The following is a 17,703-nucleotide window of genomic DNA, read 5'->3' on the forward strand; positions in this document are numbered from 1 at the left end:
AACAGATCTGGAGAGTCCGAGATGACCGTCCCGTTCGTGATGGACCCGCTGGCGCGGGACAACGCCGCCGAGGGTGCCGCCCTGCGCGCCGCCGGCGCGGTGGTGCCGGTGGAGCTGCTGGGCGTGCGCGGCTGGGCGGTCACCCGGCACGCGGAGGCCCGCGAGCTGCTCACCGACGCCCGGCTGGTGAAGAGCGCCCAGCACTGGGCGGCCTTCCAGCGCGGCGAGGTCCCCAAGGACTGGCCGCTGATCGGCCTGGCCGTGCCCGGCCCGTCGATGGTCACCACCGACGGCCCCGAGCACCGGCGGCTGCGGGCGATCGTGGCCCAGGCGTTCACCCCGCGCCGGGTCGAGCTGATGCGTCCGAAGATCGAGGAGGTCACCGCCGGCCTGCTGGACGCGGTCGCCGCGGCCGGCCCGGTGGTCGACCTGAAGAGCGCGTTCGCCTTCCCGCTGCCGATGTCGGTGATCGGCTGGCTGCTCGGCGTCCCGGAGCACGACCATGCCTACATCCGGGAGCTCTACGAGCGCTTCTTCTCCAGCGTCCGGCACGACGTGCAGGCCACCATCGCGGCGCTGAACGCCTTCGTCGCCGATCTGGTCGCCACCCGCCGGGCGACCCCCGGCGACGACCTGACCAGCGCCCTGCTGGCCGCCGACGTCGAGGGCGGCGCGCTGACCGACACCGAGGCCGCCGCCACCCTGCGGGTGATCATCGCGGCCGGCCACGAGACCACGGTCAACCTGATCACCAACGCGGTCCGGGCCCTGCTCACCCACCCCGACCAGCTGGCGCTCGCCCGCTCCGGCGCGGTGGAGTGGTCGGTGGTGGTCGAGGAGTCGCTCCGCTGGACGCCGCCGACCAGCAACTTCCTGTTCCGCTTCGCAACCGAGGAGATCAAGGTCGGCGGGGTGGTGATCCCCGAGGGCGACGCGGTGCTGATCTCCTACAACGCGATCGGCCGCGACCCGGTGCAGCACGGCATCACCGCCGAGGTCTTCGACATCACCCGGGATGCCCGGCGGCACCTGTCCTTCGGCCACGGCCCGCACGTCTGCCCGGGCTCCCCGCTGGCCCGGCTGGAGGCCTCGGTCGCGCTGCCCGCGCTGTTCGAGCGCTTCCCCGACCTGGCGCTCGCGGTGCCGGACGAGGAGCTGCGGGCCAACCCGTCGGCCGTGGTGAACAGCCTGAAGGAGCTGCCGGTACGGCTGTGACCGGCGTCGACAGCACGGGCGGGTCACAACTGGGGCGCCGCGTGATGAAGGTCTAACGCATGCCTTGGCGTGGGGTAACCGGTGAGTTAACGTCTTCAAGCCAGCCTTCTCCGGCTGACAGATCCATGCTCACCGGTACAGCGCAGTGTGTTGTTCGTCTTACTGCTGGCATATAGGTGCCCTGGCAAGGAGGACCCGCATTGACCACCCCCGTGACCCCCGGACGACGCCGACTGCTGGCGGTTCCGGCCGTACTCGCACTGGCGTTGACGGCCGCGTGTTCCAACAGTTCAGGATCGGGCGGAGGCGGGTCCTCGGCGGCCGCGCTGACGGGTGACTGCGCCAAGTACCAGGCGTACGCGGGCCACTCCGGCACCAAGGTGACCATGTACGCCTCCATCCTGAGCCCGGAGTCGGACTCGCTGGAGAAGTCCTGGGCCGAGTTCAGTTCCTGTACGGGCATCAAGATCGCCTATGAGGGCTCCAACGACTTCGAGTCGCAGCTGCCGGTCCGGGTGAGCGGCGGCAACGCCCCGGACTTCGCGATCATCCCGCAGCCCGGCCTGCTCGCCCAGATGGTGAAGACCGGCAAGGTCGTCAAGCCCCCGCAGCAGACCGCGGACAACGAGAACAAGTGGTCGCCGGTGTGGCGGACCTACGGCTCGGTCAACGGCACCTTCTACGCCGCGCCGATGAGCGCCAACATGAAGTCGCTGGTCTGGTACTCGCCGAAGGCCTTCAAGGCGGCCGGCTACGAGGTGCCCAAGACCTGGGCCGACCTGATGGCGCTCAGCGACAAGATCGCCAAGGCGGGCTCCGCCAAGCCGTGGTGCGGCGGCATCGGCTCCGGCACCGCGACCGGCTGGCCGGCCACCGACTGGCTGGAGGAGGTCGTCCTCGGCACCTACGGCGGCGACGTCTACGACCAGTGGGTCAGCCACAAGGTCAAGTTCAGCGACGAGAAGATCACCACCGCGATGAAGACGGTGGCCGACTGGATGCAGAACCCGGCCTGGGTGAACGGCGGCTTCGGCGACGTGAAGTCGATCGCCACCACCACCTTCCAGGACGCCGGCACACCGATCCTCAGCGGCAAGTGCGCGATGCTCCAGCAGGCCTCGTTCTACCGCGCCCAGTGGCCCAAGGGCACCAACATCGGCCCGGACGGCGACATCTTCGCCTTCCACCTGCCGGCGGTGAACCCGCAGGTCTCCAACCCGGTCGAGGGCGGCGGCGAGTTCCTCGCGGCCTTCTCCGACCGGCCCGAGGTGCAGGCCGTGCAGAACTACCTCTCCACCTCCGAGTGGGCGAGCAGCCGGGTCAAGACCTCCCAGGGCTGGGTGTCCGCCAACCAGGGCGTGGACAAGAGCCTGTACACCGACCCGATCGACAAGCTCTCGGCCGAGGCGCTCACCGACCCGGCGGCCACCTTCCGCTTCGACGGCTCCGACCTGATGCCGGCCGCGGTCGGCTCCGGTGCCGAGTGGAAGGCGCTGACCGCCTGGTTCGCCGAGGGACAGGCCATCCCGAAGGTGGCGGCCGACATCGACGCGGCCTGGCCGCAGTAACCGCGGCCCGGCCGTGAGCGGCCGGCATCGGGCAGCGCGGGTCCACCCACCCGCGCTGCCCCTCCCATGCCCTGAGGAAGGACCCTTCGCATGCCCACCGATCTCGTGCTCGCCAACTCGGCGTGGACGGACGCAACGATCAAGTTCGGCAACAGCGCCGGCGCCATCGCGGGCTTCCTCGGCATCCTGCTGGTGATCTTCTTCGCGGCGGGGCGGGCCGGCGGGCGCTTCACCCGCCCGCTGGCGATCGCCGTGATGCTCGGGCCGGCCGTCCTGCTGCTCGGCATCGGCCTGGTGGTGCCGCTGGTCCGCACCGTCTACCTGAGCTTCTACAACGACGACTCCACCCGCTTCCTCGGCGGCGCCAACTTCGGCTGGGCCTTCACCACCTCCCACATCCAGGAGGTGCTGCTCACCACCCTGCTGTGGCTGCTGATCGCCCCGCTCGCCGCCACCGGCCTCGGCCTGCTGCTCGCCCTGCTGGTCGACCGGATGCGCGGCCAGGCGATCTACAAGTCGCTGATCTTCATGCCGATGGCGGTCTCGCTGGTCGGCGCCTCGATCATCTGGAAGTTCGTCTACGAGGCCCGTGACCCCTCGCAGCCGCAGGTCGGCCTGCTCAGCCGGGTCGTCATCGCCCTCGGCTGGGAGCACCCGCCGAACTGGATCCTCTCCCAGCCGCTCAACACCTTCCTGCTGATGGTGGTCATGGTCTGGGTGCAGACCGGCTTCGCCATGGTGGTCCTCTCGGCGGCCATCAAGGCCATCCCGGACGAGATCACCGAGGCCGCCCGGCTCGACGGCGCGACCGGCGTCCGGCTGTTCCGCTCGGTCACCGTGCCGATGATCCGCACCACGATCGTGGTGGTGCTCACCACCGTCATGATCACCACGCTCAAGGCCTTCGACATCATCCGCACCATGACCGGCGGCAACTTCGGCACCCAGGTGCTGGCCAACGAGATGTACTCGCAGTCCTTCGAGCAGTACAACACCGGCCGTGGCAGCGCCCTCGCGGTGATCCTCTTCCTGGCGGTGCTGCCGCTGGTGGCGTACAACATCATCCAGCTGCGCAAGGAGCGTACGGTCCGATGAAGCAGTCGACGACCCGCACGACCGCGCAGCCCGGCGCCGTCCGGAAGGCCTTCAGCAGCCCGCTCGCCTCGGTCCTGGTGATCGCGGTCACCGTGCTGTGGACCATCCCCACCATCGGCCTGCTGGTCACCTCGCTGCGGCCCAAGGCGGACGTCGCGAGCAGCGGCTGGTGGGAGGTGTTCGTCCACCCGAACCTGGGCTTCGAGAACTACCACGCGGTGCTCTTCGAGGGCGGCTTCGGCAACAGCGCCGGACTGATGCCCTTCCTGGTCAACTCGGTGGCGATCGCCGTACCGGCCACCGTCTTCCCGCTGGTGCTCGCCTCGATGGCGGCGTACGCGCTCGCCTGGGTGCGGTTCAAGGGCAGCGACGCGGTCTTCTTCGTGATCTTCGCGCTGCAGGTGGTGCCGCTGCAGATGGCGCTGATCCCGCTGCTCCAGCTGTTCTCCGGCGGCGCCCACCTCGGCTCGGTCACCATCCTGCCCGCGCTCGACCTGCGCGGCACGTACGCGCCGGTCTGGCTGGCGCACACCGCGTTCGCGCTGCCACTGGCGATCTTCCTGCTGCACAACTTCATCGCGCAGCTGCCGCGCGACCTGATGGAGGCGGCCATCGTCGACGGCGCCTCGCACTTCAAGATCTTCCGTTCGATCGTGCTGCCGCTGTGCGCGCCCGCGCTCGCCTCCTTCGCCATCTTCCAGTTCCTCTGGGTCTGGAACGACCTGCTGGTGGCCCTCACCTTCGCCGGCGGCACCCCCGAGGTGGCCCCGATGACCGCCCGGCTCGCCCAGATGGCCGGCTCCACCGGCCAGCGCTGGGAGCTCCTCACCGCCGGCGCCTTCCTCTCGCTGATCATCCCGCTCGCCGTCTTCTTCGCCCTCCAGCGCTACTTCGTCCGCGGCCTGTTGGCCGGCTCGGTCAAGGGCTGAGTCAAGGCCTGGTCACAACTGTCAAGGGAGAGTCACAGATGTGGTGATTCCGAGGACGGGTCGGGGCGCCAGCCGGTACACCGGTAGCGGCAGTTCTGCCGGTGAACTGGTTGATCCGACCTTGGGGGGTTGGCGTGCGTGTAAGAAGACGGCTCGCAGGCGTGCTGGTGGGCCTGCTGGCAGCGGCAGGGCTGGTGGCGGCGCCCGCCCACGCCGCGACCGCGGTACTCGGCAACAACGCGGTGGGCGCGGCCACCGACTCGGGCGACTCCAACTACATGAACGCCTCGCGCTACGTCACCGGCGTGAACGGCGGCACCGTCTCCAGCGTCAGCGTCCACGTGGGCGCGGTCGGCGCGGCCCCCAACAACCAGTACCAGGTGGCGATCTACGGCGACAGCGCCGGGAAGCCGGGCGCCCTGGTGGCGGCCAGCGGCAGCGCCACGCTGACCGCCAACGCCTGGAACACCGTCGCCCTCACCGCCACCCTGACGCCCAACACCCCGTACTGGCTGGCCTACAACTCCAACGGCACCGGCTCCGCGGTCAACAACCTGCAGTACGCCACCGGCGGCACCAGCGGCTACTCCACCAGCGGCACCGCCTTCGGCACCTGGCCGAGCAGCTTCGGCGCGGTCTCCACCGGCTCGCTCAACTACTCGATCTACGCCACCTACACCCCGGACTCCGGCGGCACCACACCGCCCGGCAGCGGCCCCGGCAGTGAGGGCCCGATCCTGCTGGTGGCCGACCCGGCCAACCCCTACACCCGGTACTACACCGAGATCCTCAAGGCCGAGGGCCTGAACTACTACAAGGTCAGCGACCTCTCCCAGGTCAGCGCCTCGACCCTGGCCTCGTACGACGTGGTGCTGCTCGGCGAGATGCCGCTGACCCCGGCCCAGGTCACCATGTTCGGCGACTGGACCACCGGGGGCGGCCGGCTGATCGCGATGCGGCCGGACAAGCAGCTCGCACCGCTGCTCGGCCTGACCGCCACCACCGGCACGCTCGCCGACGCGTACCTGAAGATCGACACCTCGGCCGCGCCGGGCGCCGGCCTCACCGCCGACACCATGGGCTTCCACGGCACCGCCGACCGGTACACCCTCAACGGCGCCACCGCGGTCGCCTCGCTGTACGCGGACGCGTCCACCGCCACCGCCAACCCGGCGGTCACCCTGCGCACCGCGGGCAGCGGCCGGGCCGCCGCGTTCACCTTCGACCTGGCCAGGTCCGTGGTGCAGACCCGGCAGGGCAACATCGCCTGGGCCGGGCAGCAGCGCGACTCCACCGACGGCTACGAGGCCGCCGAGATGTTCTTCGGCACCAACGGCCAGCCGAACTGGAACAACCTGGACAAGGCGCTGATCCCGATCGCCGACGAGCAGCAGCGGCTGCTGTCCAACCTGATCACCCTGATGGACTCCGGCAAGAAGCCGCTGCCGCGCTTCTGGTACTTCCCCCGGGACGTCAAGGCGGTGGTCATCATGACCGGTGACGACCACGGCATCGGCGGCACCGCGGGCCGCTGGGACGGTTACATCGCGCAGTCCCCGGCCGGCTGCAACGTGGCCAACTGGGAGTGCGTGCGCGGCTCCTCGTACATCTACACCGACGACCCGATGACCGACACCCAGGCGAAGGCCTACTCCGACCAGGGCTTCGAGGTCGGCGTGCACGTCACCACCGGCTGCAAGCCCTGGGGCACCGCGGCCGACCTGCAGAACATCTACGCCACCCAGCTGGCCGACTGGAAGGCCAAGTACGGCTCGCTGCCGGCGCCGTCCAGCAGCCGCACGCACTGCGTGGAGTGGGACGACTGGGCGACCCAGGCCAAGACCAAGCTGGCCAACGGGATCCGGCTGGACGCCGATTACTACTACTACCCGTCCAACTTCGTGCAGGACCGCCCGGGCTACTTCAACGGCACCGGTCAGATCATGAAGTTCGCGGACGCCGACGGCACCGTCATCGACGAGTACCAGGCGACCACCCAGCTGACCGACGAGTCCGGCCAGTCCTACCCGTCGACGGTCAACACCCTGCTGGACGCCGCCTACGGCGCGAAGGGCTACTACGCGGCGCTGAACGCCAACATCCACACCGACTACGCGGCCTCCTCCGCCTCGGACGCGATCATCTCCGCGGCCAAGGCCAAGGGCGTGCCGGTGGTCTCCGGCCGGCAGATGCTCACCTGGCTGGACGGGCGCAACGGCTCCGCCTTCTCCAAGCTCGCCTGGGCGGGCAACGCGCTGACCTTCGACATCACCGGCGGCACCAACGGGCTGCGGGCGATGGTCCCGGTCAACTCCGCCTCCGGCACGCTCGCCGGGCTGAGCAAGGGCGGCCAGCCGGTCACCTACCGGATCGAGACCATCCACGGCATCGCGTACGCCTTCTTCGACGGCGCGGTCGGCTCGTACACCGCGACCTACGGGCAGGACACCACCGCCCCGACGGTCACCGGCACCTCGCCCTCCTCGGGCGCGACCGGGGTGGCGATCGGCTCCACCGTGCGGTTCTCCTTCAGCGAGCCGCTCGACCCGGCGACGGTCTCCGGCAGCACGGTCACCCTGAAGACCACCAGCGGCGGCACGCCGGTCGCGGGCGCCGTCTCCTACGACGCGGCGACCAGCACCGCGGTCTTCACCCCGAGCGCCGCGCTCGCCCTGACCACCGGGTACACCGCCACGGCGCAGGGCGTGAAGGACGGGGCGGGCAACACCCTGGCCGCGCCGTACGCGGTCTCCTTCACCACCGGTGGCGCGCCGCCGAAGACCATCGGCAACACGGCCATCGGCACCCTGATCGACGACACCGACTCCAACCACCTCAACGGATCGAAGATCACCACCGGGGCGAGCGCGGTACCGCTGACCTCGCTCACCGTGCACGTCGGCTCGGTCAGCGCCGCGCCCAACAACCAGTTCCAGCTGGCGGTCTACAGCGACGTCTCCGGCTCGCCCGGCAACCTGCTGGTCTCCACCGCGAGCGGCACGCTGACCGGCAACGCCTGGAACACCGTGCCGGTCGACTACACGCTGGCTGCCAACACCACCTACTGGCTGGTCTACAACTCCAACGGCACCAGCAGCGCGGTGAACAACATGAACTTCAGCACCGGCCCGGCCGCCTCGGGCGCCTACAGCAACACCGGGGTGCCGTTCGGGACCTGGCCGGCCGCCTTCGGGCCGGCGGTGAAGGACACGTTGGTCTACTCGCTGTACGGGTCGTACTGACCCGGTAGGTCCGCTTCGTCCCACCATCGCCGGGGCGGCTTGTGTCACAGGTCTGTGACCAAGCCGCCCCGGCGGCATTTTGAACCTGTTCAGAAGTGGCGTGATCCTTCTAGAGTCACGGGATCCACGTTCTGAGGGGGTTTCATGACGAGTCCGTCCGTACCTGAAGGACCGTCGCCGCAGGCCGGTCCGGCGCCGGAGTCGGGTGCGGCGGCGCCGGAGTCGGGTGCGCAGGGTGCGCCGGGGTCGTCGGCCGCGGCTGGGTCGGGGCCGGTGGCGGGGCCGGTTGCGGGGCCGGTTGCAGGGCCGGGGCCGGGAGCTGTGCCGGGATCCGGGTCGGGCGGGGGAGCCGTTCCGCCGCCGGTCGGTGCTGTGCCCGGGCAGGTGCCGGTCGGTGGCGTGCCCGGGCAGGTGCCGGGGCGGGGCCCCGGGCCGGCGCCCGCGCCCAATCCGTACATGTACCGCCCGTACGTGCCGGTCGAGCCCGCCTGGTCCAAGCTCACCAAGGCCCGGGAGGCCGCGCCGCCCGCGCCCCGGGTCCTGGTCGCGGCGCTCGCCTCGGGCATGCTCGCCGCGCAGCTGTTCGGCGACGGACTCGGCGTCAACCTGCTGCTGTGCGCCCTCGTCGCGACCGTCGGCGCGGTGCTGGTGGCGCTGTCCACCGGGCGGCGGGCCCGCCCGTGGACGCTGGCCTTCGCGGTCTCGGCCCTCGTCCTGACGGCGATCCCGGCGGTCAGCGACGACGGCCTGCAGAGCTTCCTCGCCGTCGTGGCCTCGCTCGCTCTCGCCTCGCTGACCCTGCACGGAGGCCGCCGCTGGCCCGGCGTCCTGCTCGGCCAGATCGGCCTGCCGGCGCACATCGTCCACGGTGTGGCCTGGGCCCTGAAGGCCGGCCGGACGGTCCGTCACCCGGCCCGCGCCAAGGTGCTGCCGATCGTCAAGGCGGTCGGCGCGTCGATCGTGCTGCTGGTGGTCTTCGGTTCGCTGTTCGCCGCCGCCGACTCGACTATGGCCGACGTCCTGGAGAGCCTGGTCCCGTCCTTCGACGTCGGCGACCTGCCGCTGCGCGCCGTCTTCTTCGTCATCGGCGTCCTGCTGGCGCTCGGCGCCGCGCACGCCGCCGCCGCCCCGCGCCGCTGGGACCGGCTGGCGACCACACCCGGCCGCGAACGCGGACGGCTGGAGTGGGCGATCCCGCTGGTGGTGATGAACCTGCTGTTCGGCGCCTTCGTCCTGGTCCAGCTGGTGGTGCTGATCGGCGGCTACGGCGAGATCATGCGCCGCACCGGGATGACCCCCGCCGAGTACGCGCGGCAGGGCTTCTGGCAGCTGCTCTGGGTGGCCGTGCTCACCCTCGCGGTGATCGCGCTCGCCACGTACTGGGCGCCGCGCACCACCCCCGGCGACCGCCGGCTGGTCAAGGTCCTGCTCGGCCTGCTCTGCGGGCTCAGCCTGGTGGTGGTCGCCACCGCACTGGTCCGGATGAAGCTCTACCTGGACGCCTTCGGCCTCAGCGAGCAGCGGATCACCGTTGCCGCGACGGAGATCTGGCTCGGCACGGTCTTCCTGCTGGTCCTGGTCGGCGGCGTGCTTGCCGGCCGCAGCTGGCTGCCCCGGGCGGTGGTGCTGAGCGGAGCGGTGGCGCTCGCGGTCTTCGGCCTGATCCGGCCGGACGCGCTGGTCGCCGAGCAGAACGTGGCCCGCTTCGAGCAGTCCCACCGGATCGACATCGGCTACCTGCGCGACCTGTCCGCCGACGCCGTCCCCGCGCTGGACCGGCTGCCCGGCGACTACCGGGACTGCGCGCTGCAACTGATCGAGCGGGACCTGGAGGCCGACTCCAACCCCTGGTACGGCAGCAGCCTCGCCGAGGCCCGCGCCCGGGACATCCTGCGCAAGCACCCGGTCCGCAACGGCTCCGCCGCCTGCGCCCGGATCGGCTTCTCCGACTCGGCCTACCGCGACCTCGACGACTGAGCCTCGGCACCGGGACCTGGGTGGGGACCTGGGTGGGGACCGGGACCGGGGTCGGGGCCGACGCGGATGCGGGCGTGCCGGGGGGCACGCCCGCATCCGTGCTGCGGAACCGTCAGAGCGCGACGCCCGCGCCGCTCCCGGTCGGGAGGTCGCTGGCCTTCGCCTTGATGACGAAGATCGACACCAGCAGGGCGACCGCCGCGAAGACCACACCCACGATGAACGCCTGCGAGATGCCGTACGCCAGCACCTCGTTGGCCCACGTGCTGCCGGGCGGGAACTGGCCGGTCTGCTGGAAGTGGGCCTTCGCCTCGGCCGGCGCGTTCTGCATGAAGTCCGCGGCCTGGGACTTGCCCTCGGAGACCGCCGCGTTGGCGAACACTGTGGTCAGGATCGACAGGCCCAGCGAGCCGCCGATCTGCTGCACCGAGTTGAGCAGGCCGGAGGCCGCACCGGTCTCGTTGTCGGCCACGCCGGCGACCGCGATCAGCATCACCGGCACGAAGATCAGACCCATGCCGAAGCCGAAGGTCACCGTGGGGCCGAGCACCCCGGTGACGTAGCTGCTGTCCGTGTTGGTCTGGGTCAGCCAGGCCAGGCCCGCCGTCACCAGCACCGCGCCGCCGGCCATGAACGGCTTCGGGCCGAGCCGGGCCTGGAAGACCGAGGCGAGCTGCGCGGCGATGATGATCGCGACGCTGATCGGGAGGAAGGCCACACCGGCCTTCAGCGGGCTGTAGCCCAGCACCCGCTGCACGAACAGCGTGACGTAGAAGAAGATGCCGAACATCGCGGCGGCCAGGCAGAGCATCATGATCAGGCCGCCGGTCCGGTTCCGGTCCCGGAACAGGTGGAGCGGGGTGATCGGCTGCGCGGTGCGCCGCTCGATGACCACGAAGCCGGCCAGCAGCAGCACGCCCGCGGCGAAGGACACCAGCGTCACGGTGCTGCTCCAGCCGTCCGAGGCGGCGTGGATGAAGCCGTACACCAGGCTGACCAGGCCGAGCGTCGAGGTGAGCGCACCGGGCAGGTCGAAGGTGCCCTCCTGGCGCTCCGACTCGTTGATGTACATCGGCGCCGCGACGGCGATCAGGATCGCGATCGGGACGTTGACGAAGAACACCCAACGCCAGTTCAGGTACTCGGTCAGCACGCCGCCGGCCAGCAGGCCGATCGCCGCACCCGAGCCCGCCACCGCCGAGAACACGCCGAACGCCCGGTTGCGTTCCGGCCCTTCCTCGAAGTTGGTGGCGATCAGCGCGAAGGCGGTGGGCGAACAGATCGCACCGCCGATGCCCTGCAGGGCACGCGAGGCCAGCAGCATGGTGCCGTTCTCCGCGAAGCCGCCGAGCAGCGAGGCCAGGCCGAACAGCAGCACACCGGCGATGAACACCCGCCGCCGGCCGAGGATGTCACCCGCACGCCCGCCGAGCAGCAGCAGGCCGCCGAAGGTCAGCGTGTAGGCGTTGATCACCCACGAGAGGTTCGTGGTGGAGAACTTGAGCGCGTCCTGGATGTGCGGGAGCGCGATGTTCACGATGGTCGCGTCGAGGACCACCATGAGCTGGGTCGCCGCGATCACGGTCAGGGCGATGCCCTTGTGCTGGCCGCGACTGGCCCTGGGTGGAGCGGACTTGCTGAGCATGTCGGAGATAGCCACTGTCGTGCCCCCTGCTGGCTACTGCTGTTCGGTTGGTGCTCGGCCGTTGCTCTAGGTCGTTGTGCGCAATGTGGGTGACGACTGCACATTGCGTTAGCGAACGGATGCGTTCACTATGGGACGATATCCGGGGGACATTGTGAACGCAAGCGTTCTTTAGGATGGGTGACGATGGATCAGATGGTCCGGAGGCAGACGGCGATCGGCCCGGCGATCGGCCCGGCGGACGGCGTCGGTCGGCAGCGGGGCGGCTCTGCCGTGCCTGCTGCGACTTCAGCGACTGCTGGGGCTGCCGCGCCGGGCGTGCCGGATGTGCCGGTCACGTCCGTCGCGTCCGTCGCGCCCGTCGTGTCGCGCAAGCGCGGCAAGGCGCTGGAGGCCGCGATCTTCGACGCGGCCCTGGAGCTGCTCACCTCCGGCGGGTTCGCGCGGATGACGATGGAGGGCGTGGCCGGCGCGGCGCAGACCGGGAAGGCCGCGCTCTACCGGCGCTGGGCGTCCAAGGCGGACCTGGTGATGGACGCCCTCGACGCCACTCTCCCACCCCCTACAGCCATCCCCGACCTGGGGTCGGTGCGAGGCGAGCTCCTGCAGGTCATGCAGGTGTACGCGAGTGTGATGAACTCCCGGGTCGGCAATGCGATGCGGGTCCTGATGGCCGAGCTCGACCACGAACAGGCCAAGAACTTCCGGGAGTTCCTGCAGGGGCGGGTGCTCGGCCCGAGCACCTCCGCGGTGCTGGCCGTCCTGCGCCGCGGCGCCGAGCGCGGGGACGTCCGGCCGGGAGCCGCCGACCCGCTGGTCGCGGACGTCGTGCCGGCGATGATGCTCTACCGGGCGAAGCTGTGCACCGGGCGGATCGACAGGGAGTTCTGCGAGCGGCTGGTCGACGAGGTGCTGGTGCCGCTGGTCCGGCCGTGACCCGGCCGCGGCCGTTCTGGCTGGGTGCGGGTCGGGGCGGGCCGTCTTGGCCGGGCCTGGGTCGGGTCGGTTCGGGGCTGCGGCAGGGGTGGGGCGTTCTCTCCAGCAGGCGGCCGGTGGGCGGGTCGGCGGGCGCGTGGGGGTGGTCCGCGGGCGGCGTAGGCTGGGCGGTGCCAGCTCCTCGCCGAACGGATCAGCCATGCCCTACGACCCCCCGACCCACTCGGTCGAGCGATCCCTGCGTCGGGCCGGCGCGAGCGTGGTCGTCGGACTGGACGAGGTCGGGCGCGGCGCCTGGGCCGGCCCGGTCACCGTCGGTGCGGCCGTCACCGGCCTGCGCAAGCCGCCGGAGGGGCTGACCGACTCCAAGCTGCTCACCGAGCGCCGTCGCCTCGCGCTCGCCCCGGTCCTCGCGGACTGGGTCTCCGCGTACGCCATCGGCCAGGCGTCCCCGCAGGAGTGCGACGAGCTCGGCATGACCGCCGCGCTCCGCCTCGCCGCCACCCGGGCCCTGGAGGCCCTCCCGGTCGTGCCGGACGCGGTCATCCTCGACGGCAAGCACGACTATCTGGGCGGCCCGTGGCGGGTGCGTACGGTGATCAAGGGTGACCAGTCCTGCGTCTGCGTCTCCGCCGCCTCGGTGCTGGCCAAGGTGCAGCGCGACGGCCTGATGGCCGAGTTGGGCGCCGACCACCCCGCGTTCGCCTTCGACGAGAACGCGGGCTACCCGTCCCCGGTGCACCGCGCCGCGCTGGACGAGCTCGGGCCCACCGAGCACCACCGGCTCTCCTGGGCCTACATGGACGCGCTGCCGCGCTGGCGACACCTCAAGCGCCACCGGGCCGGCGAGGAGGACCGGGGCGAGCAGCTTTCGCTCGGTTTCTGACGTATTGTCAGGTCGTCCGCCTGCGGGCCCGCGACGGTCGGATTGCGGCGCGTACGTGCCCAAGTGGTGGGGTGCCCGTGCGCATCCGACCGGCATTTGATAGATATCCGGGTATGCCTGTCTTCCCCGAGGAGCCGGAGATTCACGAGAGTATCCCGGGCCCCGGCGTTCCCCTTCCCCACAAGTCGGACGCATCCGCCCCCCGCACGCCCGCCGCCGGTCGGGCCGTTTCCCCTTCCGCCGTAGCCGCCGTCCCGGTGCCGGGCCCCCGCCCCGCCGCACCGAGGCCCGGCCCCAGGCCCGCACCGCCGCGCGCCGACCGCCCCGTTCCCGGGCCGCGGCCGGCACCCGGCCCCAAGCCCGCACCGGCGCCCAGCCGTGCCACTCCTGCCGTGCAACTGCTGCCGGCCGCGCCCGGCGACGCCGTCGAGCGCGCCGACGAGGCGGTGGACGCGCTGCTGGAGTCCGGCCGTCGCCCGGGCGACGTGCTGGTCCTGACGGTCGGCGAGGCGCATCCCTGGCAGCAGCACGAGCTGAGCTTCGGCGAGGAGAGCTACTGGGCTCAGCTGGCCGACGGCGGCGATGTGTTCTACGCCGACGCGGACGCGAGCCGCCCGCTGAGCCGGGACGTGGTGGTGCTGGTCGTCAACGACGGCACCGCCGGCCGGGTCGAGCGGGCCGCGCGCAAGGCGCTCGACGGTGCCGGCGCGCTGCTGGTGGTGTGCGGCGAGCGCGAGCTGGTCGCTCCGCTGTTCGCCTGACCCCTGAAAGTCGCAGCCCGGGAGCCCCCACAGCTCCCGGGCTCTCTGTCGTTCCCGCAGCCGCGTGGTGTCCCGCGGCACCCGTTGTTCCACCGTGCGTGGGCCCGCCCCGGGCCGGCCCGGGGCGGGCCCGGTCTGGTCCGGGGGCGGCCCCGGGCCGGCCCGGGCCTCAGCGGCCGGCTGCGCGGCGGACGGAGTCCAGCGCGGTGACCGTACCGACGGTGGCGACCGGGGCCGCATCGACGACCGGGACGACCGGGACGACGGGGAGAGCGCCGACCGGGTGCTGCCGGCCGAGCTCGCGGGCCAGCTCCCGGACCGGTCGCGGCGGCAGCTCGGTGACCGTGTGGATCGGCCCGTCCGCCCAGGACCCCGAGTGCGGGTTGCGGCCGCGCCGGCCGTCGCCGATCGAGTGCCAGCCGGCGGGGGTCAGTGTCAGGTAGGAGCCGCAGCGCAGCCCGTGCAGCTCGGCGGCGTCCCGCAGGGCCCACATCCAGGCGCCGTCCTGCTCCGTCCACTCCGGCGATCCCTCCCGGCAGCGCAGCAGCACCGCCGTGCGGACCGGGACGCTCAGCCGGAGATCGTGCGGGACGACCCGGCGCAGCTGGGCGAGGAGCGCGTTGCGGTGGTGCCACCCGTCGGTGATGTGCGGGCGGGTGGCGAAGGACGCGGAGGCGGTCACCCGGTGCTCCGGGTCGAGGACGGCCACCACGGTGGTGCCCGGCTGCGGGAGGTGCCGCTGGTGCAGCTCGGCGACGAACTCGCGGGGAGTGCGCAGCAGCGGCACCTCGAGGTCGTTCCAGATGGGAAGGTCGATGCTGCGCGCGCCGTCAATGCGGGAAGGACCTCGGTCGATGCCGTTGATCACGATCCTCCTTCCCGAGCCCGCTGCGGTGGAGCAGCCCGCGCGGGCGTACGCCGAAGGCCGGGTCCGTCGGACCGGGCGCTGGATACGCTCCAATTCTCAGGTCACAGCGGGCCGAGCGGCAATGATGAAATGACGAACGCCGCCCGAAAGCCGTGGTTCTGCCGGATATATTCCTCGTTCGCCGTTCCGCCATTCGGCTGACGGGGGTCCGAAGGGTTTCGCCCGTGTTGTACCCGGTGAAGCAACTCCGGATCCGCCCGCCCTGCCGGGGTGTCAGGCCTGGACGGCCAGGACCAGCGGAAGCACGGCGGTGGCACCGGCCTGCCGGAGCAGGCGGGCGGCCACCGTGACCGTCCAGCCGGAGTCCACCAGGTCGTCGACCAGCAGCACCGGGCCCGGGGCCGCGGCCAGCGTCTCCCGCAGCCCGGGGGAGAGCGTCAGCGCGCCGGACAGCGAGTGCAGCCGCTGGGCGCTGTTGCTCCGCCCGCCGTGCGGCGGCCGGCCTGTGGCGTACTCGACCCGGCCCAGCAGGGGCAGCCGCCCGACCGTGGCGAGCTGCTCGCCGAGGCTGCCGACCAGGGCGGGCCGGGTGGCCGAGTCCATGGCCACGACGCCGACCGGGCGGGCCGTCCGGGCGCCGTCCGGGCCCTCCGGACCGGCCCAGCCGCCCGGGCCCTTGGCCCAGTCGGCCACCACGCCGACCAGCGCGTCGAGCACCTCGCGGGGGAGCGGACCGTCTGGGCTCTGCTCGCCGAGCATGGCGCGCAGCCGGTTGCCCCAGCCGATGTCGGAGAGGCGGCCGAGCGCCCGGCCGACCTCGGCCTGCTCGCCGGCCGGGATCCGGCCCTTGAGCGGGACGCCGAGCGCCTCCATCCCGGTCGGCCACATCCGGCGCGGCTCGAAGGTGACGCCGGGGCGGCCGAGCGCGGCGCGGGCCGCGTCCAGCACGGCGGCCGAGACCTCGGCGGAGTGCTTCGGGCCGGCGCAGTTGTCGCAGCGCCCGCAGGGGGCGGCGTCCGGGTCGTCGAGCTGACGGCGGAGGAACTCCATCCGGCAGCCGGTGCCGGCCGCGTACTCCCGCATCGCCCGCTGCTCGGCCTCGCGGGACTCGGCGACCTTGGCGTAGCGCGCCCCGTCGTAGGCCCACGGTCGACCGGTCGCCTCCCAGCCGCCCCGGACCCGACGGACCGCGCCGTCCACGTCCAGCACCTTGAGCATGGTCTCCAGGCGGGCCCGGCGGAGATCCACCCGAGTCTCCAGGGCGGCCGTGGAGAGCGGGCGGCCGGCCTCGGCCAGCGCGTCGATCGTCCGTCGGACCTGCTCCTCGGCGGGGAAGCCCAGGGAGGCGAAGTACCGCCAGATCGCCTCGTCCTCCCGGCCGGGCAGCAGCAGGACCTCCGCCCGGTCGACGCCGCGGCCGGCCCGGCCGACCTGCTGGTAGTAGGCGATCGGCGAGCTCGGCGAACCGAGGTGCACCACGAAGCCGAGGTCGGGCTTGTCGAAGCCCATGCCCAGCGCGGAGGTCGCCACCAGGGCCTTGACCCGGTTGGCCAGCAGATCGGCCTCGGCGCTGCGGCGCTCGGCGTCCTCCGTCCGGCCCGAGTAGGAGGCCACCGGGAAGCCGCGGCCCCGCAGGAAGTCCGCCACCTCCTCGGCGGCGGCGACGGTCAGGGTGTAGACGATGCCGGAGCCGGGCAGCTCGGCGAGGTGGTCGGCGAGCCACGCCAGCCGGTGCGCCGGGTCGGGCAGCGGGAGCACGGCCAGGCTGAGGCTCTCCCGGTCGAGCGCGCCGCGCAGCACCAGGGCCCGGCCCGGTGTCGGACCGGACTCCGCGCCGGTGCCGAGCTGCTCGGCGACGTCGGCGGTGACCCGGGCGTTGGCGGTGGCGGTGGTGGCCAGCACCGGCACGCCGGGGGCGAGCTCGGTGAGCATGGTGCGCAGCCGGCGGTAGTCCGGCCGGAAGTCGTGGCCCCAGTCGGAGATGCAGTGCGCCTCGTCGACCACCAGCAGGCCGGTGGAGGCGGCCAGCTTGGGCAGCACCTGGTCGCGGAAGTCGGGGTTGTTCAGACGCTCGGGGCTGACCAGCAGGATGTCGACCCGGCCGGCCGCGACCTCGGCCTGGATCCCGTCCCACTCCTCGGGGTTGGCCGAGTTGATGGTGCGGGCGTGGATGCCGGCCTTGGCGGCGGACTCCACCTGGTTGCGCATCAGCGCGAGCAGCGGGGAGACGATCACCGTCGGGCCCGCGCCGCGCGAGCGCAGCAGGGCGGTGGCGATGAAGTAGACGGCGGACTTGCCCCAGCCGGTGCGCTGCACCACCAGGGCCCGGCGACCGTCGACGACCAGCGCCTCGATCGCCGACCACTGGTCCTCGCGCAGCAGGGCCGAGGGCCCGGCCAGCTCGCGCAGCACCGCCTCGGCGCGGGCACGGACGGCAGCGCGGTCGGGGGCGTCGGTGGGGTGGCTGGTGCGCTGGTTCATGGCTCATGGATACCGCGCGGTGCCGACAAAGCACGAACCTGTGGACAACTACCGGACAGCTGCGGGGCCGTCCGTCGCTCGAACGAAGGAGCAGATGCTG

General features: G+C 72.0%; 12 protein-coding genes. 9 read left to right on the forward strand and 3 right to left on the reverse strand.

From position 1 onward, the window contains the following. Positions 1–21: 21 nt before the first annotated feature. The 6 genes from ACGFX4_RS21390 to ACGFX4_RS21415 all read left to right on the forward strand — a co-directional run bounded on the left by ACGFX4_RS21390 (position 22) and on the right by ACGFX4_RS21415 (position 10,026). On the forward strand, positions 22–1,215 hold the full coding sequence (locus ACGFX4_RS21390; protein ID WP_393076627.1) for a cytochrome P450: 1,194 nt from the start codon (positions 22–24) through the stop codon (positions 1,213–1,215). Between the two features lie 200 nt (positions 1,216–1,415). Then, positions 1,416–2,783, forward strand: a complete 1,368-nt coding sequence (locus ACGFX4_RS21395; RefSeq protein ID WP_393076630.1) for an ABC transporter substrate-binding protein — start codon at positions 1,416–1,418, stop codon at positions 2,781–2,783. A 90-nt stretch (positions 2,784–2,873) separates the two neighbouring features. Further along, the gene (locus tag ACGFX4_RS21400; RefSeq protein WP_393076633.1) at positions 2,874–3,878 is read left to right on the forward strand and encodes a carbohydrate ABC transporter permease; all 1,005 of its coding nucleotides are present in this window, start codon (positions 2,874–2,876) and stop codon (positions 3,876–3,878) included. After that, positions 3,875–4,807, forward strand: a complete 933-nt coding sequence (locus ACGFX4_RS21405; RefSeq protein ID WP_393076636.1) for a carbohydrate ABC transporter permease — start codon at positions 3,875–3,877, stop codon at positions 4,805–4,807. Before ACGFX4_RS21400 ends, ACGFX4_RS21405 begins: the two co-directional genes overlap by 4 nt. 134 nt (positions 4,808–4,941) lie before the next feature. Then, positions 4,942–8,049 (forward strand): Ig-like domain-containing protein, encoded by a 3,108-nt coding sequence (locus ACGFX4_RS21410; protein WP_393076639.1) that lies wholly within the window; start codon positions 4,942–4,944, stop codon positions 8,047–8,049. Between the two features lie 456 nt (positions 8,050–8,505). Further along, a complete protein-coding gene (locus tag ACGFX4_RS21415; protein WP_393076642.1) occupies positions 8,506–10,026 on the forward strand; it encodes a DUF4153 domain-containing protein in 1,521 nt (506 codons plus the stop codon). A 112-nt stretch (positions 10,027–10,138) separates the two neighbouring features. Here the strand turns inward: ACGFX4_RS21415 and ACGFX4_RS21420 are convergent, their stop codons facing one another. Then, complete coding sequence (locus tag ACGFX4_RS21420) at positions 10,139–11,686, reverse strand: MFS transporter (protein ID WP_393076645.1); 1,548 nt, start codon at positions 11,684–11,686, stop codon at positions 10,139–10,141. A 312-nt stretch (positions 11,687–11,998) separates the two neighbouring features. Here ACGFX4_RS21420 and ACGFX4_RS21425 point away from each other — a divergent pair, with 312 nt between their 5' ends. The 3 genes from ACGFX4_RS21425 (at position 11,999) to ACGFX4_RS21435 (ending at position 14,254) form a co-directional block, all read left to right on the forward strand. Continuing rightward, on the forward strand, positions 11,999–12,607 hold the full coding sequence (locus ACGFX4_RS21425) for a TetR/AcrR family transcriptional regulator (protein ID WP_393076648.1): 609 nt from the start codon (positions 11,999–12,001) through the stop codon (positions 12,605–12,607). Between the two features lie 199 nt (positions 12,608–12,806). Beyond that, positions 12,807–13,493 (forward strand): ribonuclease HII, encoded by a 687-nt coding sequence (locus tag ACGFX4_RS21430; protein ID WP_393076651.1) that lies wholly within the window; start codon positions 12,807–12,809, stop codon positions 13,491–13,493. A 392-nt stretch (positions 13,494–13,885) separates the two neighbouring features. Continuing rightward, positions 13,886–14,254: a hypothetical protein gene (locus ACGFX4_RS21435; protein ID WP_393076654.1), complete on the forward strand. Its 369-nt coding sequence runs from the start codon at positions 13,886–13,888 to the stop codon at positions 14,252–14,254. Between the two features lie 169 nt (positions 14,255–14,423). On the opposite strand, the gene ACGFX4_RS21440 is transcribed toward ACGFX4_RS21435, so the two are convergent. Together ACGFX4_RS21440 and ACGFX4_RS21445 are read right to left on the reverse strand one after the other, a co-directional pair. Beyond that, on the reverse strand, positions 14,424–15,089 hold the full coding sequence (locus tag ACGFX4_RS21440) for a hypothetical protein (protein WP_393076810.1): 666 nt from the start codon (positions 15,087–15,089) through the stop codon (positions 14,424–14,426). A gap of 306 nt (positions 15,090–15,395) precedes the next feature. Next, complete coding sequence (locus ACGFX4_RS21445; RefSeq protein WP_393076657.1) at positions 15,396–17,603, reverse strand: DEAD/DEAH box helicase; 2,208 nt, start codon at positions 17,601–17,603, stop codon at positions 15,396–15,398. Positions 17,604–17,703 lie beyond the last annotated feature (100 nt).

Source organism: Kitasatospora sp. NPDC048365 (assembly GCF_043200835.1).
GTDB lineage: Bacteria > Actinomycetota > Actinomycetes > Streptomycetales > Streptomycetaceae > Kitasatospora > Kitasatospora terrestris.